Source organism: Thermogemmatispora argillosa (genome assembly GCF_059696725.1).
This window is the reverse complement of record NZ_AP019377.1, coordinates 1,259,049-1,282,088: the sequence shown is the minus strand read 5'-3', so window position 1 is coordinate 1,282,088 and position 23,040 is coordinate 1,259,049. Positions and strand designations below refer to the sequence as shown.

Annotated in this window: 16 protein-coding genes and 1 pseudogene; 8 read left to right on the top strand and 9 right to left on the bottom strand. The window is 60.2% G+C overall.

Translation table 11 applies throughout. The features are described from left to right. The first annotated feature begins 42 nt into the window (after positions 1 to 42). Positions 43 to 225 (top strand): hypothetical protein, encoded by a 183-nt coding sequence (locus tag AC6H1L_RS05030; protein WP_497600442.1) that lies wholly within the window; start codon positions 43 to 45, stop codon positions 223 to 225. Positions 226 to 2,358: 2,133 nt separating this feature from the next. Here the strand turns inward: AC6H1L_RS05030 and AC6H1L_RS05025 are convergent. Both AC6H1L_RS05025 and AC6H1L_RS05020 read right to left on the bottom strand, forming a co-directional pair. Further along, positions 2,359 to 3,621: an NB-ARC domain-containing protein gene (locus tag AC6H1L_RS05025; RefSeq protein WP_497601511.1), complete on the bottom strand. Its 1,263-nt coding sequence runs from the start codon at positions 3,619 to 3,621 to the stop codon at positions 2,359 to 2,361. A gap of 105 nt (positions 3,622 to 3,726) precedes the next feature. Then, positions 3,727 to 3,837, bottom strand: a pseudogene (locus tag AC6H1L_RS05020) (helix-turn-helix domain-containing protein); the annotation flags it as partial. 614 nt (positions 3,838 to 4,451) lie between these two features. Between AC6H1L_RS05020 and AC6H1L_RS05015 the strand changes: the two are divergent. Then, positions 4,452 to 5,429 carry an SMP-30/gluconolactonase/LRE family protein gene (locus tag AC6H1L_RS05015; protein WP_497600441.1) on the top strand — a complete coding sequence of 326 codons (978 nt, stop codon included), beginning with the start codon at positions 4,452 to 4,454 and terminating at the stop codon, positions 5,427 to 5,429. Positions 5,430 to 5,510: 81 nt separating this feature from the next. Here the strand turns inward: AC6H1L_RS05015 and uvrA are convergent, their stop codons facing one another. Continuing rightward, a complete protein-coding gene (gene uvrA, locus AC6H1L_RS05010; RefSeq protein WP_497600440.1) occupies positions 5,511 to 8,744 on the bottom strand; it encodes an excinuclease ABC subunit UvrA in 3,234 nt (1,077 codons plus the stop codon). Between the two features lie 520 nt (positions 8,745 to 9,264). Between uvrA and AC6H1L_RS05005 the strand changes: the two genes are divergently transcribed. The 3 genes from AC6H1L_RS05005 (at position 9,265) to AC6H1L_RS04995 (ending at position 11,364) form a co-directional block, all read left to right on the top strand. Further along, entirely contained in the window at positions 9,265 to 9,942 is a 678-nt protein-coding gene (locus tag AC6H1L_RS05005) for a hypothetical protein (RefSeq protein ID WP_497600439.1), read from the top strand. Positions 9,943 to 10,199: 257 nt separating this feature from the next. Further along, a complete protein-coding gene (lepB, locus tag AC6H1L_RS05000) occupies positions 10,200 to 11,048 on the top strand; it encodes a signal peptidase I (protein ID WP_497600438.1) in 849 nt (282 codons plus the stop codon). Between the two features lie 52 nt (positions 11,049 to 11,100). Beyond that, the gene (locus AC6H1L_RS04995) at positions 11,101 to 11,364 is read left to right on the top strand and encodes a hypothetical protein (RefSeq protein WP_497601591.1); all 264 of its coding nucleotides are present in this window, start codon (positions 11,101 to 11,103) and stop codon (positions 11,362 to 11,364) included. Positions 11,365 to 11,882: 518 nt separating this feature from the next. On the opposite strand, the gene AC6H1L_RS04990 is transcribed toward AC6H1L_RS04995, so the two are convergent. Continuing rightward, positions 11,883 to 12,362 (bottom strand): hypothetical protein, encoded by a 480-nt coding sequence (locus AC6H1L_RS04990; protein ID WP_497600437.1) that lies wholly within the window; start codon positions 12,360 to 12,362, stop codon positions 11,883 to 11,885. A gap of 482 nt (positions 12,363 to 12,844) precedes the next feature. Next, positions 12,845 to 13,042, bottom strand: coding sequence for a hypothetical protein (locus tag AC6H1L_RS04985; RefSeq protein ID WP_497600436.1), 198 nt, complete (start codon positions 13,040 to 13,042; stop codon positions 12,845 to 12,847). Between the two features lie 224 nt (positions 13,043 to 13,266). Here AC6H1L_RS04985 and AC6H1L_RS04980 point away from each other — a divergent pair, with 224 nt between their 5' ends. Beyond that, a complete protein-coding gene (locus AC6H1L_RS04980) occupies positions 13,267 to 15,726 on the top strand; it encodes an endonuclease MutS2 (RefSeq protein WP_497600435.1) in 2,460 nt (819 codons plus the stop codon). A 21-nt stretch (positions 15,727 to 15,747) separates the two neighbouring features. On the opposite strand, the gene AC6H1L_RS04975 is transcribed toward AC6H1L_RS04980, so the two are convergent. After that, positions 15,748 to 16,818: an N-acetyltransferase DgcN family protein gene (locus AC6H1L_RS04975; protein ID WP_497600434.1), complete on the bottom strand. Its 1,071-nt coding sequence runs from the start codon at positions 16,816 to 16,818 to the stop codon at positions 15,748 to 15,750. 293 nt (positions 16,819 to 17,111) lie between these two features. Here AC6H1L_RS04975 and AC6H1L_RS04970 point away from each other — a divergent pair, with 293 nt between their 5' ends. Both AC6H1L_RS04970 and mobA read left to right on the top strand, forming a co-directional pair. Continuing rightward, positions 17,112 to 17,582, top strand: coding sequence for a hypothetical protein (locus AC6H1L_RS04970; protein ID WP_497600433.1), 471 nt, complete (start codon positions 17,112 to 17,114; stop codon positions 17,580 to 17,582). 251 nt (positions 17,583 to 17,833) lie between these two features. Continuing rightward, complete coding sequence (gene mobA / locus AC6H1L_RS04965) at positions 17,834 to 18,532, top strand: molybdenum cofactor guanylyltransferase (RefSeq protein ID WP_497600432.1); 699 nt, start codon at positions 17,834 to 17,836, stop codon at positions 18,530 to 18,532. Between the two features lie 67 nt (positions 18,533 to 18,599). Here mobA and fni read toward each other — a convergent pair whose 3' ends face one another. The 3 genes from fni to purB all read right to left on the bottom strand — a co-directional run bounded on the left by fni (position 18,600) and on the right by purB (position 22,848). Continuing rightward, the gene (gene fni / locus AC6H1L_RS04960; RefSeq protein WP_497600431.1) at positions 18,600 to 19,796 is read right to left on the bottom strand and encodes a type 2 isopentenyl-diphosphate Delta-isomerase; all 1,197 of its coding nucleotides are present in this window, start codon (positions 19,794 to 19,796) and stop codon (positions 18,600 to 18,602) included. After that, positions 19,793 to 21,463: an MptA/MptB family glycosyltransferase gene (locus tag AC6H1L_RS04955; RefSeq protein WP_497600430.1), complete on the bottom strand. Its 1,671-nt coding sequence runs from the start codon at positions 21,461 to 21,463 to the stop codon at positions 19,793 to 19,795. The genes fni and AC6H1L_RS04955 overlap by 4 nt, the downstream gene beginning before the upstream one ends. Before the next feature lie 71 nt (positions 21,464 to 21,534). Next, entirely contained in the window at positions 21,535 to 22,848 is a 1,314-nt protein-coding gene (gene purB / locus AC6H1L_RS04950; RefSeq protein WP_497600429.1) for an adenylosuccinate lyase, read from the bottom strand. Positions 22,849 to 23,040: the final 192 nt, after the last annotated feature.

Sequence of the window (23,040 nt, the reverse complement as noted above, 5' to 3'; positions counted from 1 at the left end):
CGCCAGGAATCTCCCAACTTGTCGGGCAAAGGATGAGAGAGGTTGGTATACAAGGAAGTCGAGCAAGTAGCGGGAGCCATCAGGGAAGAAGATGCTGTCACTGGCCTGGGGGTGATCTCCATCTATCAGCAGAGCATGGTCATGGCCCCTCCCAATAGTTCACGTCCTCTTGCCTACTGGCCTTTGACCATCCAGCCTATCGTACTCCTGGCCGCCTCAAGATGAGTATTGTCAGAGAGCCGGTGGAGTTTGTTGCTTCTGAGTCAGGTCGGTCTCTATCTGATCAGAGCCTACCTGAACGGAGAGGAGGCGTCTTATCTGCCCCTGATGATCTTGCACGAGAGAGCGGTGGCCTGGCCTTCCCGGAGAGGGCTGGAAGCGCAGGATAGCTACGTCGGGCGGCTTGAACTGTTTGAAACAGGTCTGGAGGTGTATTGCCGTGTCCTGCCTTTGTAGAGGACCGTTGCTGTGGGCGCTGCGCTACCAGTCGCTGGCTGACGATGTGGGCGAGCGATCTCTGGTTCTGCTGACCGTGAGGTGCCTGGTGGTGCTGATGCTGGCGGGAAGCTCCTGACAGCTTCTCTTGGGGAGGGGAAGGAGAGCGCTGGAGGAAGAGCAGAGAGGGCCTCGCTCAGGGGCGAGGTGACCTGACTGACTCGCCTGGTGGGCCATTGGCAACGGTGCCGGGGTCTGGGCTTGGGCCGAGCAAGAATGAGCCTGGCCCGAGGGGCTAAGCTGGGCAGGGGGAGGCAAGAAGAGCGGTCCTCTGGATGCGGGCAAGAGGGTGGGAGGGCAGATCTTGCGACTTACTGACGGAGCTTCCTGTAAATTGTGCTCTTCTGGACTAGTGCGGTGATGGAATGACTGGGGAAGAAGACTAGTAAAAGGACGAGCGAAGGTGATGGCGTGCTCGGTGAGCATCTGGCATTCTTGGCGTAGGCACACCTTAGCGGGTGTGCACGATAGACAATCGTCGTATGAAAGGAGTCAGACGAGATGTTGACCAGATGCCGACTGTACCTGCTAGGCGCGTTGGCCATCGTCTTTGCTCTGGGGCTGGCGCTGGCGCCGGCTGGATCTGCTCATGCCCAGGCTTTCCAAGGAATGACAGGCTCGGCTGCCCAACAGATGCCAGTTGCTAGCTATGGTTCCACATCTGGCCAAGGCTATCAGCTTGCAGTTCAAAAGGTCTTGGCAAGGACGGGGTCAACCGATCCTGGAGCTGTGCATCCGAGCGTCCAGATAACCTGCCGGACTATTGTCTTTCGGTCTCGTTCAGGTGGGATCTGTGTGACCGTGTATTTGGCATGTGTTGGTCCAGTGTGTGCCCCGTACCAGGTAGACGTTGATTTCACTCAGCAACTGTTGAATATGATAGAGACGTATGGCAAGGCCCTTGTGCCCGTGATTGTCCCGATTATTGGTCAGATGTTCCCGGCCCTGCAACCTGTCCTGTCCATTATAAACTCCGTTTTGAACAGTGTTGTCACTCTCCTGCCTGACTATTCTCGCAATGTTTGCGGAGGTCATGGAGCAGGAGTCTCTTTCGGTCTGACGTCTCCTGTGCCTTCGTTGCATTGTTACTGATCTGGAAGCAGGTCCGTAAGGACTTTTCCCCTGCTGCCTACCCAGGCAGCAGGGGAAAAGTGTGCTTCCTCTTGCGTCACACCGGCCTGCCTTACGCTTCTGAACCCAGCTCGCCGAAGAGGAAAAGGAGAACTAGATGCTGCTTAAACTCCCAAAGATTACGAAGAAGGAGAAACGTTTTTATTTCTCTTTCGAAATCTCTGAAGATGCTGAAAAAGGTTGCTGGATAGGAAGTTGGCTGTTCGTTAGTCTTTTTTGGATTGCCTATGGCCTGTATTGGGATATATTTGTTAGAGAGGTACCGCTTATTGGAAGTATATGTATAAATATATCTATTTGCTTTTTCGCTTTAATTTTTATATTTATGTTTAGACTTATGTTGAGGGAATATAAGAGAAAAAGAGAGAAATAAATATATTTTAGAAAAAGATTTTTAAGAGATTTAGAGGCTAGAAGTGGACCGCTGGTAGCCTTTCTGACGCTGGTTCAGGGATTGGTGAGCGCGTGGTAGCTTAGCGGAAGGAGCATCGGCGACGTCTGGGCGCTAGCTAGCGGGAAGCACTAGAGGTGCTGAGAGCGGAGGCAATCGGGCTGGGCCAGGTGAGGCCGAAAGCTATCGCAGTGGTACCGCCACCGCTGGGCTCGCCGCGACGGAGGGCAAGCCCTGACAGCCTGAGAAGGACACTACGCTGACCGATCAGCGCAGCAGAGGGGGCAGTCTTGCCAGGCTGTCCCCTTGCTGTTCTTGAGGAGTTCAACGGACCTGGCCCCTCAGAGAGAAACGCCGTTGGCTAGAGCCTCTAGAGCCGCCTGCAGGACATATTGCTCTTCGGACAAGGCATGCTGCACCGCCAGCTGGAGGGCTGTCTGAAAGTTCTCGCGCTCGATGGGCAGTGACAGCCTGCCAGCAGCGAGCTGCTTCCGGGCCAGGGAGGCATAATAGTTAACAAGATGGCGCTCGGCGGCAGCAAGGTCGGCTTGTTGATCAAGTCGGAGGTAGGCCCTGATCACGGGATGCAGGCTATAGCGAGCTGCCTGGCACTCGACCAGACCGCAATCACAGAGATAGTCCAGATCTCCGACAAAGGCCTCAGAAACACACTGTCCAACGGCCTCAGCCGCCTCCTCACTGAAACTGCTGGGCTGAGGCGGAAAAAGAGCAAGGGAGCGCAGCAGCCTCAACGTGCTTGCAGGTAGGCGAGTCAGGCTGCGCTGCAGGCTCTCCTGAAGCAGGCCGGCGCTGCTGCCACTTAGCGGGGAGAGCATGAACCAGTTGGATGGCCGATCAAGGAGATGATGAAAAGCGCTCATAATGCGGCGTGGTTGGCCGTGAAGCGACTCCTCGTAGAGGTAGCTCCCCACGAGCAGCAGCGCTAATGGTAGCGCGCCAACAGCCTCAATCAGGCGCATGGCCAATGCTGGCTCCTGGTCCACAGCGTGAGGTGCGACCAGGCGCAGCAATTCCAGGGCCGAGGCCGGCTCCAGCGGAAGCACAGGCACAATGCGATGAGGGGCCAGGCGGGCGGCCACGCGCGGCGAACGGGTCGTAAAAAGATAGACACTGCCTGGAGGGCCGAGACGAAAGCGCAGAGCTGGCTCTACATCCCAGACGTCATCGATGATGAGCAGCAAGCGGCGACCCGATACAGGCGAATCTTGCTCATTGTGTGATGAGCGGATCGACGATGCCGGGTGATCAGGAGCTGGCTCTTGGGAGACATGAGGGGCTTGCAGATGGCTCCTCCAACAAGCAAGCAGATGCCCGGTATCGGGCATCTCGCCCAGCGAGGCCCACAGGACACCGGCGCTAAAGTGCTGCCGAATCTGCTGATTCCGGCTGAGTGCGCAGGCGAGGGCAGTTTTACCAACTCCCGGCAGGCCGTAGAGGGCAATGTCTGTCGGTGGCTGCTCCTGACAAAGCAGGTTGCAGAGCTGCTCTAGAATGGTTGCGCGTCCTTGAAGCGGGAGATGTGGGAAAGGCAGGACAACAGGACCAGAGGACCCCGTAGATGGTGCGGGAAAGCTTGATTCCACTCCTCTAGCGGGCTCCCTTCGCCTTGGACCAGTAAGGCCAAGAGCCGCAGGCTCGCGGTCAAAAACTGTGCAAAGCTTCTGACGGAAATAGGGACTGGGATAGGCCCTGCCGCTTTCCCAACGGTAGATTGTAAAAGCATTCGTACCAAGTAGACCGGCAAGATGCTCACGAGTCCAGCCGCGCTCTTCTCGGGCGCGCCTCAAAGCACTGTTCATCTCCCGCAGGTGGTGATTGTCCCAATCCATGACGATCTCCGTCGATCTCTTAATCTCTCTACCTGGTAGAGCAGATGAAGTGTCGCGATGAGCCGGCACTCTGTAAGAGATTATAAAGCATAATCTTCTATCTATCAATGTGGATGCTAACAGGGTATCTCACAAGGCTATCTCACACTAGGAAGCCGAATGGAAAATTACAGAGAATCAAAGAATACTATATTCCTTCACGCCTTTGAGATTATTTTCTAATAAAGAATTAGAAAAGACTTTTGTGCCATGTGGCGGGAAGAGCCCCAGCAGCCAGCAAGATGAACGGCCTTTTCGTCGATACACTGCACTAGAGCGGCTGACCGGCTCTCTCTCCTGGTCGGGTTCTGAGCCAAAGAGGGAAGAGAAGCGCTGGCGAACCTTCTACCGCTGCCAGCCAGCCAGACCATTGCAATGGCCTGGCGCCGTGAGATACAATCTGTCAGGTTGATACACCTGTTCCTGTTCAGCCACTTCTGCCTCTGGGGCCAGCAGCGCTGCTGAGGCGGTGCCGGTCATCTGTGGCGATGCGTGAGAAGTCAACGAAGTAAGACACTCTTCAAAGAAGAAAGGGAAAAAGCACGATGAGTGAAAGCCATCCGCCAATCAAGGAATTCCGTCTTGAGCTGAGCGCTCTCACCTACACCGGTCATGATCTAGTCCGTCCCGAGTCCATCATCGCCCAGCCGGACGGCACCCTCTGGACCTCGGACGGGCGCGGCGGCGTCACCCGCATCGCCCCCGATGGCAGCCAGCAATTCTTTGGCGGACTGGGGGGTGAGCCAAATGGCCTGGCGATGGCGCGCGATGGCTCGCTCTACATCGCCAACATCGGCAACGGTCGCATCCAGCGCCTCTATCCCGACGGTCACAGCGAAGACGTACTGACCGAGATCGATGGCGTACCCACCACCTGCGCCAATTACGTCTTTATCGATAGCAAAGATCGCCTCTGGCTGGCCTTCTCGACACGAGAGCAGCAGTGGTGGCCCGCTGCGGCTCAACCGCGTCCTGATGGCTACATTGCGCTGCTCGACGAGAAGGGACCGCGCATCGTCTACGATGGCATCTATTTCACCAACGAAATCCGCCTCGATGCCAGAGAAGAATACCTCTACGTTGCCGAGACCATGAAGAACCGCATCCTGCGCTTTCGAGTCAAGCCTGACGGCAGTCTAACCGACAAAGAGGTCTTTGGTCCCGATGGTCTCGGCGTGGGAGCCGTCGTCGATGGCTTCGCCTTCGATGCCGAAGGCAACGTCTGGGTGACAACGCCCCTACGCAACGGTCTGGGTATCATCACTACCGACGGCGACTATCATGTCGTCTTTGAGGAAGCCAATGAGGAGGTGCTGGCGACTTTCGAAGAGAAAATCGCCAACGGCACAGCCACCCCTGCTGATATGGCGGCCTGCGCCGGGCAAACACTCCAGACGCTGACCAGCATTACCTTTGGAGGGCCTGACCTCCGGACCGTCTACATCGGCTCACTGACCATGTCGCGCCTGCCCACCTTCCGCTCACCAGTACCTGGGCTGCCGATGCGTCACTGGGTCAGCTAGCTAAACAGCCCCTGCGCGCGCCGTCTACCGCACGCAGACGCGGCTGAATGAGAGCGAGGGCCAGGTGGGAAAATGCCAGCATCAAACGCTCACCGCCCGGCCCTCGCGAGCGAAGAGTTGTCTAAGGAACTGGCCGGTATAAGAGCGCTCCTGCATGGCTACCTCCTCGGGCGTGCCCTCCGCGATCACCTCACCTCCTGCATCGCCACCCTCTGGCCCCAGATCGATAATCCAGTCCGCGCACTTAATCACATCCAGATTATGCTCAATCACCAGCACCGTATTCCCGGCGTCGACCAGGCGCTGCAGCACGTTCAGCAAGCGCTCGATGTCGGCGAAGTGCAGACCTGTCGTTGGCTCATCCAGCAAATAGAGCGTGCGGCCCGTAGCGCGGCGCGACAGCTCCGTGGCCAGCTTCACCCGCTGCGCCTCACCGCCCGACAGGGTGGTCGCTGGCTGTCCCAGACGGATATAGCCCAGACCCACATCGTAGAGGGTCTTCAGCTTGCTGTAGACCGCTGGCACATGCTCAAAGAAGTGCATGGCATCCTCAACGGTCATATCCAGGACCTCAGCGATATTCTTGCCCTTGTAGCGGATCTCCAGCGCCTCTCGATTATAACGCTTTCCCTTACACACCTCGCAGGGCACATAGACATCGGGCAAGAAATTCATCTCGATGCGGACAATACCCTCACCTTTGCAGGCCTCGCAACGCCCTCCCTTGACGTTGAACGAGAAGCGGCCTGGCTGATAGCCGCGCAAGCGCGCCTCTGGCACCTGCGCAAATAGCTCACGGATGCCTGTAAAGGCGTTAGTATACGTCGCCGGATTAGAGCGCGGCGTCCGCCCGATCGGCGACTGATCAATATCGATCACCTTGTCCAGGTACTCGATGCCCTCGATCCGCTCATGGGCCCCCGGCTTCTCGTGGGCGCGATGAAGCACCTGCGCCAGCTTGCGATAGAGAATATCGATCATCAGCGAACTCTTGCCCGAGCCAGAGACGCCGGTAATGGCCACCAGCTTGCCAAGTGGGATACGCACCGTAATATTCTTCAGATTATTCTCGCGTGCGCCAACAATAGTCAAGAAATGGCCATTGCCGGAACGGCGCTGCGAGGGCGTCGCGATTCGGCGCCGACCTGAGAGATAGGCTCCCGTCAACGACTGCGGGTGCGCGGCCACCTCGTCAAAGGTGCCCGCCGCCACCACCTGGCCGCCATGCTCGCCTGCGCCAGGGCCAATATCGATAATATAGTCGGCGGCGCGCATCGTATCCTCATCATGCTCGATGACCAGCACCGTATTGCCCAAGTCGCGCAGGCGCAGCAGCGTATTGATCAGGCGATGATTGTCACGCTGATGAAGGCCGATGCTCGGCTCATCGAGAATATAAAGCACACCCATCAGACCGGAACCGATCTGCGTCGCCAGGCGAATACGCTGCGCCTCACCGCCTGAAAGGCTCATCGCCGTGCGATCCAGCGTCAAGTAATCCAGACCGACATCGACCAAGAACTGCAGACGAGCGCGGATCTCCTTGAGGATCTGACGGGCGATCAGCCGCTCGCGCTCGCTCAAACGGACCTTGACCAGTGGCTCATCGGGGGGAATCGGCGCCAGCGGATCAGGAGCATGCGGCTCGCCATCCTCGCTATGCCCTCCAGTCAGCGGCTGCACCCCCAGCGACGGCGCCGGCCCGGCGTCCAGCTCCTGAAAGAAGCGCTGAGCCTGCTTCACTGAGAGGCGCGTCACCTGCACAATATTGCGTCCTCCCACCGTTACCGCCAGCGCCTCCGGCTTCAAGCGAGCACCGCGGCACTCCGGACAGAGTCGGGTCGACATGTACGACTCGATCTCCTCGCGAATCAGCTCGCTCTCTGTCTGACGATAGCGCCGCTCCAGCGCCGGAATCACGCCCTCGAAGGTTACCGTATACGAACGTGTCTGGCCATGCTGCGGCGTATAGCGAATGGTCAGCTGCTCCTGGGAACCATAGAGGATGAGCTGCTGCTGCTCAGGAGACAGATCGCGCCAGGGCCGGTCAAGATCGATCTGGAAGCGCTTCGCCAGCGCCTCCAGCTTGGCCGACTCCCACTGGCTGCCATTGACCATCTTGCTCCAGAGAGCAATCGCCCCCTCGCGGATCGTCAGGTCGGGATTGGTCACCAACAACTCTGCGTCCAGCTCTCGCTGGGTCCCGAGGCCCGTGCAGGCCGGACAGGCTCCGTGAGGGCTGTTGAAGCTGAAAGTCCGCGGCTCGATCTCGGGCAGGCTGATACCGCAGTAGACGCAAGCGAAGCGCTCCGAGAAAAGAACCTCCTCGCCGCCAACAATGGAAACCAGGGCCACCCCATTGCCCAGCTTCAAGGTCGTCTCCAGGGAGTCGGTCAGACGCTGACGAAAAGCCGCGTCGACATCATCGGGCGCGGCCTCCTCGGCGGCAGAAGGCGCTGCCCCCTCACTTGAGCCTCCTGCGCTCTGCCTGCCTGTGCCTGGCCCGCTGCCATCTTGATCCGCAGGCTCCGGCCTGCGCGAGGAGAGGGCATAAGGCGCTACCTCCTCGGCTACCCGACGCAAAGCAGGCCGTTCGCCTGCTGAAGAAGAAGCAGAGGACGCCTCGGACTTGTTATCGGACTGACTGGCGGCCAGCGCGCTCAGTGTGGCCTGCCGTCCCCCCTTGCGGATCACCAGGCGATCGACAACCACTTCGATCGTATGCTTCTTCTGCTTATCCAGCTCGATATTCTCGCTCAGATCATAGATGGTGCCGTCGACGCGCACGCGTACGTAGCCCGAGCGGCGCATCTCCTCGAAGATATGCTTATACTCACCCTTGCGTCCCTGCACCAGTGGGGCCAACAGCATGATGCGCGCCCCCTCGGGCAGTTGCAAAATCGCATCGACGATCTGCTGCACTGTCTGGCGGCTCACCTCGCGCCCGCAGCGAGGGCAATGGGGATGACCAACCCGGGCGTAGAGGAGGCGCAGATAATCGTAGATCTCGGTCACCGTGCCGACCGTCGAGCGAGGGTTATGCGTGACGCCTTTCTGATCAATCGAGATTGCAGGTGACAGCCCATCAATGTGATCGACATCGGGCTTGTCCATCTTGTCGAGGAACTGGCGCGCATAGGCCGAGAGCGACTCGACATAGCGGCGCTGGCCCTCAGCGAAGATCGTATCAAAGGCCAGACTACTCTTGCCGGAACCTGAAAGCCCGGTGATCACCACCAACTTATCGCGAGGGATAGTCAAGTCGATATTCTTGAGATTATGTTCTCGTGCACCACGGATAACGATCTTATCCACAGTTGCGATCCCCAAGTTATAGCTTTTTCTTTCTCTGTCTGACTGGCGTAAAGTTTGTCTTGCTGTAGCTTCAACAGAGCAAGCGTTTGGCGGCTAGCTCAATGAAGTCCTGTCCTGGGGAGGGGATTCTGGGCAGGCAGACGGGGACTGCGTGCCATCTGACTAAGACAAACGTTCCAGATTGTTATCAGGGTACAACACAGGACTGGCAGCGTCAAGTCAGTCCGGGAAAGAGGGAGCGATCTTCCCCGGCTTGCGGCAACAGGGAGCCGAGCGGACTGGACCGGACCAGGCCAGGCTGATCGCCTGGCTTCACCCTGCCTTTGATAGCTTGACGTTAGCGAGGGCGCAGGCCCGTGAACACTAGCCAGAAATTCCCTGCTGCGGGCTGGCCAGGGTATGCTATAATAACGCCCGCTGCACAACCTGGCGTACAAGCCGACTTCTTCGAGAAGCGTCGCTTCAGTGCTCTGAAGACGCAGAGAAGCGGCATGATTTCTGTGAGGAACGGGAAAGTGCTATGTCTCGATCTGCCTGCTCCGTCTGTCGACGACGACTCCTCCGCTGTCCTGTCAATCCTTCATCGCTACTACTCCTTATACTCCTCATAACGCTGGCGAGCGTTTTGGGCGCCTGCGGCGATGACAACCGCGGCTCCCAGGCTACCACGCCGTCCCCAGGAGGGACCAGCGCCAGCCCGACGCCGAGTCTAATCACCGTAGGAGGCGTACAGCTTGCCCTCTACCGGGGCGATGGCTTCAGCATCGGCTATCCTCGGGATTGGCAAGTCAGTCCCGCTGGCAGCAGCGTCGAATTTAGCCACGAAGCCGATAATGCCTCCTTTTCCGTGCAAGTCGTGCCTAATCCCAACGCGCGCACGGCGCCTGGTGATGCCGTCAAGGTCAGCCTGGACGCCATTGGCCAAAGCGGAATCTACAAGAACTTCAAGCGGGTCAGCCTGGCCTCCACGGCTCGGGTTGGGGGTGAGATCTGGCAGCAGCAGGGAGCCACCGGTGAGGTGCAGATGCTGAGCCAGCGGGTGAGCATGGAAATCATCATGCTGGCCACGAACCACCCGGCTCGCTCATCTCAGACCAGGCTTTTCAGCATCTATATGATTGTGCCTGCGGCGCGCTATCAGCAGCTCTATACAAGTGCCCTTGGGCCAATGCTGCAGTCGTTTCACTTCCTGAGCTGATCGCAGGAAGCACCGTAGATAGCAGAAGAGGCTGCCCTGTCTCTGTCAGACAGGTTGGCGGCGGAGTAGGCCGCCCTGTCCGGGGGGCATAGCCCAAAAGGAGGATAGCGCTGACCGATCAGCGCGATCAGGCTGGCTCTGGTCTCTTGCCCTGGCGGCGACGCCCCTCAACCGTAGAGTTAGCCGCCACAGTGCCTTATAATAGTACTGGCTGAAATACCCTGAGCACACTGGCGTGTCTCGCGCTGGGAGTTCGCATGAATCCTGAGCTTGATTTTGAGAAGCGCTGGCGTCTGGTTCGTGAAGTGATTGAAACCCTCGTTCTCACGGCGCTCATGTTCTTCATCATCCGCTTTGCCATCCAGAATTTCTACGTTGAAGGCATGAGCATGGAGCCGAATCTACACGACAAAGAGCTGATTCTCGTCGACAAGTGGTCGTATCTCTTTCATGAACCAGCACGCGGCGATGTGATTGTCTTCGTCGCTCCCCCCAACCCCAGTCAGGATTACGTGAAGCGCATCATCGGCATTCCGGGCGACGTGATTACCATTCAGGGGACGACGGTCATCGTCGATGGTGTGACCCTCCACGAAACCTACGTTGATCCACGGCGGCAGGGCAATCCCTATCCTTCCTTTTCGAACCGTGTGGTACCGCCCGATAGCTATTTCGTGTTGGGCGATAATCGGGCTGGCAGCTCGGACTCACGGGACTGGGGCTTTGTCCCACGTAAGAACATTATTGGGCGCGCAGCGCTCGTCTACTGGCCATTGGGCGAGGATAACAATGGCTTCCTCCCCGATGTCTCTTCGGTCTTTGCCGAGGTGCACCAGCGCCAAAGCGCGACCCAGCAGCCAACGGCCCTTCTAACGCGGGCCTCTCGCGCCTCCCGTCCTGTGCCGTTGCAGCCAGATCAGTCATTGCTGGCGCTCTTGCTCTTCCCTGCGCTTATCCTCCGGCGCGAACGTCGGGCTGTCTGGAAACCGACGGGCCCTTGGCGCTGGAAGGCGGACCAAGGAGGAGATCGACGGCATGGTTTTCCAAAACGACGGCCAGGACCGGATGCTGTAGCCGTTGCTGGGCTGTGGCCAGGTGCTGGTTGACAAGAGTGGTGAGATCTTCGTCGGAGAGAATCCAGCTGATAGGACCCTGGGCGTGAAGATCGCTGACGCTCAACTGACCGGCGCTGGCCTGGGGCACGGCGCTGATGCTATTGGCCAGGCCGTAGAGTGTGAAATTGAGGGTGATAGCGTCGGGCGTAACCTCAAAGTGAGCATTCTGTACAGGGCTGGCAGGCGCGTGGGCCAGCGTGAGCAGGTTGTTGAGCACCGTCTCATTGATGCGCACAGGGCCGCCGGGGAGCTGAGCGGCACGCGTGGGGTCGATCTGCTGAACGGCACTATCCAGGGCGGCGTTTAGCTGCTCCTTGGCCAGGCGGTTGAGCGTGGGACGAATAAGCAGGAGCCAGGCGCCGAGGAGTAGAAGCAGCAGGATGATAAGGGCGCCGAGGCAGCCAAACAGCCAACGTCGGCCCCGCCATCCCCGGCGGGTGGGAGCTGCAGCGGAAGCGCGACTAGCGAGAGATTGAGGAGACTGGGCTGAAGGTGACCCTGGTCCAGCACCGGCGTAGGCTGAGCCTGGGGTGACCGGTGCAACAAGAGTAGCGCCGCAGTGGGGGCAGAAGCGGGCTGCCGGGACAACGGGTGCGGAACAGTGTGGGCATTGCACGGTGTTCACCTCATCTCGGTTCTCGGCGTGACGGCGCAGCGAGTCGCTCTACGCGCTGTCACTCTCTCGCATAGAGCATATCATATTTGATTTAAGCTTCTCTCCTTTGGCGAGAGGAGGCGATGGAAGGGATTGCGAGAGTGTAGACGCTTGTAAAGCACCTTTTTCCCTCCTAATCGTTCTTCCCTGTTCTCACCTGGTCGCTTTAATCAGCAATCAGAAGCAGGAGGCGTGCGTCGGCTCCCCAGAAAGTCCAGGCGCAGAATCTCATCCATCGTCGCCAGAGTCCGTGCGCGTAGGGCTGGATCAGCCTCCAGCATAGCCTGCACCTCGGCGATGAGCGCCTGCTCTTGTTCTGCAGGCAGCCGATGATAGCCGTAGAGCTGGTGGACGGCAGCGGCAGCCGCGCGCCTGAGCTTCTCGCCATCGTCCATTGGCGGCAATGGCTGTCGCTCGCTCACAGGATGGTCTGTCAGGCCTGGTGGCAGCTCGCCCAGGGCCGTCAGCGGCTCCAAGCCATCGGCAAAAAACTCGGTCTCCTGTCCGATCAAATGGGCCGCATTAGGCGTCGCCCGCTCAATACGCACCGTCACTGTCTGACGTTCCTCGTCCAGCGCAGTAATCGTTCCAGCCAGAAAAATGACCTCGACGCTGCCCCAATAGACTTGTTCACCTAAATGCAGGAACATAACGGATACTCCTCTCTATTGTGTGCCAATCCACCAGGGCCTCTTACAGCCAGTGGCGGTGCAGCTATCTCCCCTTCCCTCTTTGCACGTTGCCGGACAGACAAGGGGAGACCGAACAAAAAGCCCTCAGAGAGTTATAAACGTTGAGCAAGCTCCGCTTTCCAGCCGGAAAAGGAGTACAGGAGGAGGCTGAGTAGAGGAGAGAGAACGCCGGGGATGGCGGGGGCGCATCCTTGCACCCACTCTAAACCACATCATCCAGACCCCTGGCACCGGGCTCCCATGTCGCTGGGGAACCCAATGCCGTCAGATCCATACCATAGGCCGCGACTCAATCGTGGTCGCCGGTGCTCTCCTGCACAGTCACCGTGAAATGCTGACTGGGGAACTGCTATATTAAGGTAGGTAGCTAATACCAATTTTATTCTCGGCTACGGAGAAGCAGCATCCTTGCTGGCGCCAGTGCGACAGTAGTGGCAAAGTTACAGCCTGGTTAAGGAAGCAACAGCAGAGGCCGGAGCCGGATGATCCTGTCCGTAGCGGTGCTGGCGGGGGAAGTCGGAAGGCTTGCTGCTCCGCACCTGGCCAGCAGCGTTCAAGTCAGAGGACGAGAGGAGTTGACGGCTAGCGCGGTGTTGGGGCCAGCAGGCCGGGGCGAAGCAGAGGACACCACCGGGCATAGTTTCGCCGTTCCCTCGTGTTTCTTTTCTATGGTATGCTAGAGCCAACTGCTTTTTGAGGTTGTGGTCCAGTGCCGCTGAAGCCAGGCTGACCCTGCCTGCAGCGCGCTGAGGCAATAGAGGGCCTCTAGCCAGCCAGCCCAGCCCTGTCCGCATTCATGGCAAGCGCCTATTGCTCGATTAATGAATTGATTGACTGACTGATCAAGTATCCCTGAACATCCATGCACGAAAAAAGCATACAGACACTTGAATATCCCAAAATCCTGGAGCGAGTAGCTCGTGAAGCCAGCTTCTCTGCCAGCAAAGAGCTAGTACTGGCCCTGCAGCCAGCTACCAGCCTGGACGAAGTACGCGAGCGGCAAGCTTACACCAGCGAAGCGGCGCGCCTGCTCGACCTGCAGGCCAATGCCGGTGTGGGGCCGGCGCGCGACATTCGTCCCCTGCTGGCCCGTGCTGCCCGCGAGGGAGTACTCACGCCCAGCGAGCTTGTAGAAGTACTCAGCACCCTGCGCAGTGCCGCTCAGGTTGCGCGCCTGCTCGAAAAACTTGATCCTGAGGAGTTTCCGCTCCTGCACAGCCTGGGGAAAGCCATACCCGAGCGGCCCCACCTCATCCGGCGCATCGAAGAAACCGTCAACGAAGATGGCGAGATTCTCGATAGCGCCAGTCCCTTGCTAAGGCGGCTGCGCTTTGACATCCGCAGCGCCATCCAGCGTCTGCAAGAGCGGCTACGCACCATTGTCAACGAGCTGGCGCCCGCCCTCCAGGAGCCAATCATCACCATTCGCAACGAGCGCTACGTAGTCCCCGTCAAGGTCGAAAACCGCAACCTTGTGCGAGGCATCGTACACGACCAATCAGGCAGCGGCGCCACCCTCTTCATTGAGCCGCTGGTCATTGTCGAAATGAATAACCATCTACGCCAGTTGCAGATCGAAGAGCGGCAAGAGATCGAGCGCATCCTGCGCACCCTTTCCCACGAAATTGGGCGCGAGGCCGAGGCGCTGAAAGAGATGGTCGAGCGCCTGGCGGAGTTCGATCTGCACCTGGCCAAGGCCCGTTACAGTCGACTGCTGCGCTGTAGCGAGCCGCGTCTGAACAAAGAAGGGCGCATCGATCTGCGCGGGGCCCGTCACCCGCTGCTGAGCGGGCGCGTCGTGCCGATCGACTTCCACATTGGGCGAGACTTCTTCATGGTCGTCATCACTGGGCCGAACACCGGTGGCAAGACCGTGGCCCTCAAGACCGTGGGCCTGCTGACCCTAATGGCTCAGGCCGGGCTGCATATTCCTGCCGAAGACGGCTCAGAGATCGCCGTCTTTGAGGAAGTCTTTGCGGACATTGGCGACGAGCAGAGCATCGAGCAAAACCTGAGTACCTTCTCTTCGCACCTGAGCCGGATCATCGAGATTGTGCGCCAGATTGAGGCCTGGGAAGAACGCAGCCGACCCGTCATCGGCGGAGAGCGCGCTCACGAGCTAGCTGGCAAGCGTACAGAGACTGGCGAGCAAGTCCCGCCTATTCTGGTGCTGCTTGACGAGGTAGGGGCTGGCACCGATCCCAGCGAAGGTTCCGCCCTGGCGCGGGCCATCCTGAGTTTCCTGCTGGAGCGACGCATTACGACCGTCGCCACCACCCACTACACCGAGCTGAAGGCCTTTGCCCATGAGCAGCCTGGGGCCGTCAATGCCTCGGTCGAATTCGACATAGAGACGCTCTCGCCGACCTATCACCTGAGCATTGGTCTGCCGGGCCGGAGCAATGCCCTGGCTATTGCCAGTCGCCTGGGCCTTGATGAACGCATCATTGAGCGAGCGCGCGAATTTCTGGGCAGCGCCGGCGTCCGCATGGAGACCTTGCTTGAAGGACTGCAAAGCGAGCGCAAGGCCGTCGCCGATGAGCGCTTCCGCCTGAGCATGGAGCGAGCTGAGGCCGAACACCAGCGCCGCCAGCTTGAAGAAGAGCGCCAACGTCTGGAGCGCGAACGCGTCCGCATTCTCAATGAGGCGCGAGCGCGCGCCCGGCGCGAAGTAGAGGAGGTACAGGCGCAGCTTGCGCGTATCAAGCTAGATGTGCACCGTGTCAATCTGACGCGCGAGCGTCTTGAGCAGGCGCGGCGCCAGGTGCGGCAGCTTGACGAGAAACTAGAGCTACTGCCCGAGCCGGCCCAGGTGCGCCAAAAAGAGGAAGAGGTTGAGCTGAGCGAAGGGCCATTGCAGGTCGGCGACCTGGTGCGGGTGCTTACCTTCGGGCAGAATGCTGAGCTGGTAAGCCTGGCGCCCGAGCGAGGCGAAGCCGAGGTACAAATGGGGTCCCTGCGCTTCCGCGTCCCTCTGGAGCACCTGCGGCGTGTCGGCGGACGACAAGCGGCGGGAACCCAGAGCGGCAGCCGGTCCCCGGCAGTTGTGCTGCCGCGTGCCGAGGACCGACCCGCGGTTTCCATGCAGCTTGACATTCGCGGCTGGCGTGTCGAAGAGGCCCTGGAGCAGCTAGAGAGTTACCTCAACGATGCCGCCCTGGCAGGCCTGGCAGCAGTGCGCATTGTCCACGGTAAAGGCACGGGCGCCTTGCGCTCCGCCGTGCGCGAGCACCTGGCCAAGCATCCGCTGGTCAAATCCTATCAGCCGGCACCGGCGCGCGAGGGCGGTGACGGCGTGACGATTGTGAGCCTGAGCGCCTGAGCTGGCTAGGCGCCGCCGGGCCTAGCCGGCGGCAACGCCGAAATGCCGCAGCAGGGCAGTGAGCAACTTCTCCGGGCCGAAACGCACCACATCAGTGGTGGGCAGTCCGGTTTCATCTTCTGTGCGGCGAATGGCCTCCTCTGCCTGTTGCAGCGAGAGGCCACGCGTAATCAGTGAGATGCCCACGACCTTGCTGTTATGCTGGCGATGTAGCCAGTTGACCACCTCCTCATTCATCTGGATCAGACGCGGCAGGGGCGGCAGCGGACAATGCGGATAACCTTCGATCGTGGTGGCGCCGGCGTGGTGACAGAAGATCATCGCATCAGGCAGCGAGCCATGCAGCAAGCCCAACGTCACCGGCGAGTAGCCGGGGTGGTTAATTGATCCCTGGCCCTCGACAAAAACCCAATCGTGTTGATCAGTCAGCTCCAGGGTCATTTCTTCAACCATGCCGGCAATGAAGTCGCTGATGATCCGATCTACGGGGAGGCCGCGCCCTGCGATCATGATGCCTGTCTGCCCGGTGGCAAAGAAGGCGCTGTTTAGCCCGCGGGCACGCGCGGCGCGGTCGAGTTCGATCGCCACTGTCATTTTGCCTGTGGCGCAGTCGGAGCCAACAGTAAGCACCGTGTGGCTGCCGGGGCGATGCGGCTTGTAGGCCGCGACCACCTTCTTATCGGGCGGTCGCCGCACATCCCAAATGGTAACCCCGCGCCGCTCAGCGGCGGCTCGCAGTTCGGGATCGTCGGCGATGAAATAGTGCAAACCGCTGATAATCTCCAGGCCGGCTTCAATGGCTGTCAGCAGTTGGGTCCGCCAGGCCCGCGGCAAATCGCCCCCAATGGGGGCCACGCCGATGATGAGGGTCGTGGGCTGGTAGTGCAGGGCTTCCTCAATGTTCCGCACTACGGGGATACCGTGCCCGAGATCGCCTCCCAGAGCCTGAGCGGCATCCTGACCGGCACGTGTGCTGTCAATCACTGCTACTACGGGGTCCTGACTGTAGCGAATAATCCCTGTGGCCGTCTTACCGTAGTGCCATTCGAAGTGGCCTTCGGCCATGATCACTATGCGTCGCGTCGGAGACATATGGGGACTCCTTGACGTCAGGTTAGAATAGGGTGATAGATAGGGTAGAAGCGCGGAGAGGCCGCTTGCTCTTCATTATATCAGAGGGAGGCGATCAAGGTCGCTCGTACCGGAACTGACTGTCAGCCAGGCTGAGAAAGCGCAGATGGGAAGGGGCACAAGCGAGAGAGAGCGGCCTGCCAACCTCTAGACGCCTCAGCCTGGGCATGGTATCATGTCCTCTGATATCCGCTGAGATCTGTCATCTCTGTGCGGCGCAGCGAACTCATTCGCTCGGAGCGAAAGGGAGCACGATGAATTTCAACCTGATTAGTTGGCTCTTCACCGATCCCTGGACAGCAGGGCAAAATGCTGGCCTGGGTGGCCCCGAGGCTTTTCATTTCTATGTACCCTGGCTCATTTTCTGTACTGCCGGGCTGCTGATCTGCTTCTACTACGGAGTCGAGGGGCGTAAGCGCTTCTTTAAGAACCAGCCAGTGATTAAGTATATGTTGGACCGCTATTTGAGCTGGTTCACTGCGATTTGTCTGGTTGGCTACCCGTTGATTTTTGCCCGAGCTTACCTTGATCAGTACTTTTTTGCCTGGCGTATCTGGCGCTATTTGTGGCTGCTCTGGCTGGTGGGCTGGGCGATCTGGTGGGTAGTCTATCTGGTGCGCAAGTTCCCCCAGGAGCAGGCGAGCTTTGTAGCCTATCGGCAGCGCCAGCAGTACATTCCCAAGAGCAGCCGCCGCAAGGCCAAGGCGCGGGCAGCTTCTCGCTGAGTTTGGCCTTGCTGGAGAGAGCCGACTCGGCCAGCCCCAGTGGCCCCAGGCAGATAAGAGGGCAAGAGCAGGCCTCTTCTCTTTTCCGGCCCTCTCCTGCAGAGCCTTGATCGTTGACTCGCTCGCATCGTAAAGGTCATCGGGCCCGCCCTCGTGCTCTCGCCACAGACGGCGTGGGCCAGAGGGGGCTTTTTTGTTCGTAATGTGGTAGACGAGAAACTCACTTCCCTGCCTGGCTGACTGGCTAGCTTATGGTTGCTAGATTCCGCCCCAGTAAACGTCGACCTGCCTACGCGCCCACTTGCCCAGCCGCAGCCTGCCTGATCCTGGCGGGAGGGCGCAGTCAGCGCATGGGCTACGACAAAGCCCTGCTCCCGCTCCCGATGGCGGAAGCCAAAGGCCAGACGATACTTGGACACCTGGCCCATCTGGCTTTAAGGGAAACGCCGGAAGTGCTCGTTGTAGCTCGCGACCAGTGCACCGCGGCGCTCTATGCCGATCATCTTCCGCCGGCGGCGCGCCTGGTGGTTGATCTTGTGCCCGATCAAGGCCCCCTGATGGGTCTCTATAGTGGCCTGCTCGCTGTACGTGCGCCCCAAGCGGTGGTGCTGGCTGTCGATCTACCGCTGCTTCGTCCCCAGCTTTTGGCCTGGCTCCTGCGCCTGCCTGCTCAGGACGAGCGCCTCTATGTGCCCCTGGTTGAGGGGCGACCACAGGTGCTGCTCGCACGCTATCCGCGCTCCCTGCTACCGGCCATTGCCCGGCTCCTGGCAGAGGGCAAACGTAATCCTCGCAGCCTGCTCGAAGTAGCGCCTGTAGGCTGGCTCTCAGAGGAAGAGCTGCGCTCTCTCGATCCCGAGCTAGGCTCGTTTCTCAACGTAAATACTCCCCAAGACTGGCAGACTCTGGAGAAACTGCTGCGCAAGCGCTCCCAGGGCCTTGCTCGCTAGCCTGAGAACAGGGCTGGCAGCCTGGCCTCCGCCCGCGCCAGAGACGGGCCAGGCGAGAGCGATTAGATTAGCTACGGCCATCGAGCGGAGCAGATTGCTCGCCCTCTCTGATCCACGGCCCGCTCACTGGGGCCCTGGAAGTACCAGCCCGGGCACGGCGATTGGCCAGATGCCGCAGCTCCTCGTCGAAGCCGCGCGCACTGAGCCAGGCGCGCGTTTCCCCAGAGACCACCACGTCCGCCTCTTGCAGAGCTGCCAGGTTACCAGCTCCGCTGAGCTGCATAGCGATTTTCAGCTCTGTCAGCGTCTGTTCAAGCAGCTCGCAGACGCGCTCATAGCTCTCGCTCGCTGCCTTCAGAAAAGGGAAGCCCATGCCGACCAGGGTCGCGCCCAGGGCTACGGCTCGGGCCACGTCCAGCCCGCTGCGCACACCACCGGTGGCAATCAGTGGCAGGCCCGCAGCGCTGGCCTCCACCAGAGCGATCGGGGTCGGAATACCCCAGTCGCGGTAGAGCTGGCCGATCTGTTGCGCTTGGGTCTCGCCGTGAGCGCGGGCGCGGGCCGCCTCCAGGGCTGACATGCTGCTGCCGCCTGCACCACCCACATCGATGGCTGCCACCCCGCACGAGCGCAAGAGCAGCGCCTGCTCACGGCAGACGCCCGCCCCTGTCTCCTTGGCGATCACTGGTACTGGCACCTCTGCCGTTAGGCGGTGCAAAGCAGCAGCCACTCCGCGCATGCGTCGATCGCCCTCGACCTGGGTCGCCTCCTGGAGGGCGTTCATGTGCACCGCCAGGGCGTCGGCCTGGATCATGGCGATAGCCTCCTCGATCTGGCTGCGTGTAAAGGCTGGGTGCCGCCCCTGATCGATCAACTGAGGGGCCCCAATGTTGGCAATAAGAAAGGCGTGGGGCGCCTCCTCGCGCACCACAGCGTAGGTTGGAATCAAGCCGGGGTTAACCAGAGCTGCCCGCTGACTGCCTACCCCAAGCGCCAGCCCATAACGTTCCGCTGCCCGCGCCAGGTTGCGGTTAATGGTCACAGCCTCGGGATGGCCGCCGGTGAGGGCGGAGATCATCACCGGGCAGGCCAGGCGTCGCCCTAGAAAGGTGACCGTCGTGTCGATCTCCTCCAGATCAACTTCGGGCAGAGCCTGATGTACAAGGCGAATATCCCCCCAGCCGGCTCGCTGGCTGACCCCAATGCCTTCCTCTAAGGCCACGGTAATATGTTCGAGCTTTCGCTGTTTGATCTCGTCTGTCATGCGCCGGTTTGCGCCTCCTTGAAAATGGCTCGTCTTCCTCGCCAGCTCCAAAAAAATGCTCCTGTCAGATAGACGAGAGGAGGGGCAAAGATGAGTAATCCCACCAGAGCCAACCCGAGGGCGCTGCTGATCCCCAGCAGCGCGTAGCTCAGCAGCGCAGAGAGCGAGAAAACGAGCGCGCTCTGACTCACTGCATCCAGCCGGCGCGCTGTCGCCAACCCCACAGCCGGCAGGGCATACCACGGCCAGAAGTTGAACGTGAGCAGCGAGAGCCAAAGCCCGAGCGCTAGCAGCCAGCTACTGATAAGCGATGGCAGCAGCGCTGCAACGGACGGCGCCCCCGGGGCGGACGCGCTCCGCGAACGCAGCCGGGCACGTAGACTGGCCAGCAGCCAGATGAAAAGCAAAGCAGAGCAGAAAAGGGCCGCCCCTTTGACCGTTAGTTCAGCGGGTTGGGCAGGCTGACGATGGCGCGGCGAATCCAGCAACACAGCCAGAGGAGTGTAGAGCCGGCGCAGAGGAGGAACCAGCCAAGCCAGCGGCGAGCGGGCGAAGGAGGTCCAGCCCGAGGCGGCCATGAGGGCCCGATAGCTATCGGCCCCGCGCCACAGAGGCAGAGTCAGGACAAACACCACGCTCGCTGGCAGCAGCAGGCGCCAGATCCAGGCCCACACTCTACTCCATCTGGCATTTGCCTGGCCTTCCTTCCGCCAGAGAGAGAAGCCGACCAGCAGCGGCCACAGCGGTAGAGCCAGCGGACTAAGGGCGGCGGCCAGGCCGAGCATCACCAGGGCGGCAGCTTCACAGAGCAAGGCAGTCCCCTGAGCCGCTCTCGGCTGGTCCCCGAGCAGTAACCACCAGAGGGCAGCCAGAAGCAAGGTCAATAGCAGACCCTCGCTGTGACCATCGCCGGCCAGCGCCAGCAGCGCCAGCGGATTCCAGGCGTAGAGCAGGCTGCTGGCGAAGCGGGTGCCAGGTGCGGCCCCCAGCCGGCCTAAGATAGACCAGATCAAGAGCGTATTGAGCAAGTGAGCCAGCAGCAGCAGCCCCTTGAGGAGCAGCAGCCCCAGCGTCGGTGAGGACATCCCGGGGAGCAGGGTCAACAAGGCGCAGAGCCACTCCCAAAGCGGACCATAGACCAGAGGACTGTGTTGAGCGAGCGGTGTGAGCCAGGACCAGTATGGGTCGGCGGGCAAAGCCGGCGGGACGCTCCACCAGGGAGCCAGGCCATAAAGAGCGATCAGGCGCCCGCTCAGCAAAGACGCAAAGACCGTATCAGTGAAGAGCGCTGGCAGACACAACAGGGTCAGGCCGAAGAGCGCCGTAGAACCCAGAAGCGGGCCCAACGTCAGACCGGCGCCGTTAGAACGGTCACCCTTCAGAACCAGCCAAGCCGCCAGCATGTAACAAATAGCCAGCAGGAGCAAAAAGACCAGCAGCAGGCTCAGCGCGCCGACACGTGACGGAGGCAAGGCCAGACCACTCCGGGGCAGCAGTGCCAGCAGCGGCGTGGGCACCAGTCCCAGCCCCGTGATCGGCTTCAACGTCAACACGAGCAGGGCATATAGCCCCTCGCTCACAAGCGCGAGGCCGAGCAGCGCAGGCCATCGGCGCCGAGAGACGGCCTGCGGCTGCTCGACCGTTGAGGTAAGCAATGTTCTAGTCACACGTCAGATCTTTCACCGGGCGGAAATCGACAGCGACGCGCGACGCAGCAAAGCGCCCGGTGCCTCCCTGCTTAAGATAATCCCAGACGCTGGAAGGCAGTGTCAATATAGGTAAGATAGTAATCGGTCTGCATCAGTTGCTGCAACTCATCGGGCGAAAGATAGCGCGTCACCTCGGGGTCGCTGCTTAGCGCCTCGAAGAGAGCCGGCCCGCGAATGGGGCCATCGCTGGCCAGGCGCCAAACCCGCTGCGCATTGCGCTGAACCATCTTGTAGGCCTCCTGGCGTCCCACGCCCTTATCGATCAGTGCCAGCAGGACCCGCTGCGAAAAAATCAGGCCGCCCGTCATCTGCAGGTTGGCCTGCATACGCCGTGTATCCACCTCCAGGCCGGCCATAACCTGCGTGAAAATATGCAGCATATAATGCAGGAGCGTAAAAGCATCCGGTAGAATGATGCGCTCCGTCGACGAGTGACTGATATCGCGTTCGTGCCAGAGCGCCACATTTTCCAGAGCCGTCAGCGCGAAGCCGCGCAGGACACGCGCCAGACCGCAGATGCGCTCACATAGCTCGGGATTGCGCTTATGGGGCATAGCTGATGATCCCTGCTGACCGGAAGCGAAAGGCTCAAAGGCCTCACCGACCTCGGTCCGCTGCAAATGACGGATCTCCTGCGCCATCTGCTCCAGACAGGCACCGACCAGAGCCAGCGCCGTCATCAACTGAGCATGGCGATCGCGCGTCACAATCTGGCTGGAGACCGGCGCCACGCCGATGCCCAGCTCCGCACAGACGAACTCCTCGATCTGTGGAGGAACCGTCGCATGCGTGCCCACGGCGCCCGAAATCTTGCCGACGGCCGCCTCCGTCAAAGCCGCCTCCAGGCGCTGGCGCGCACGTCGCAGCTCATCGACCCACAGCGCCAGCTTCAAACCGAAGGTGAGCGGTTCGGCATGGATTCCATGTGTCCGCCCGACCATTAAAGTATGCTTGTGAGCACGGGCCTGCTGCTCCACTGTAGCCAGCAGCCGATCAAGGCTGGCCAGCAGCAAAGCGCCGGCCTCCTTGATCTGCACCGCCAGGGCTGTATCAAGGACATCCGAAGACGTCAGGCCCAGATGAATAAAGCGCCCCTCCGGCCCCAACTGCTCCTGAATTGAGCGCAGAAACGAGATCACATCGTGGTGCGTTTCGCGCTCAATCTCGCGCATGCGCTCGGCATTATAGCTGGCCTGGCGAATCTTCTCCAGAGCCTCAGCGGGAATCACGCCTTCACGTGCCCAGCCCTCGCAGACCAGCAACTCCACACGCAGCCACGTATCTGTTTTATGCCGGTCCGACCAGATGGCGGCCATCTCCGGCAGGGTGTAGCGTTCAATCATTGGGCAAGAGCCTCCTCTTCTGAACCGCGCCGCTTCCACGGGCGGGGATAGATTATCTTGTCCAAGTGCAGTGTACCACATGTCCAGGCAGAGCCAGAGCGCTCTATCCACAACCAGGACCAGCGGGAGACGGGAGAATCGGGCATAAATCCCGCCAGATTTGTGTTTCTATGGTAGAATAGTCCCGTACGT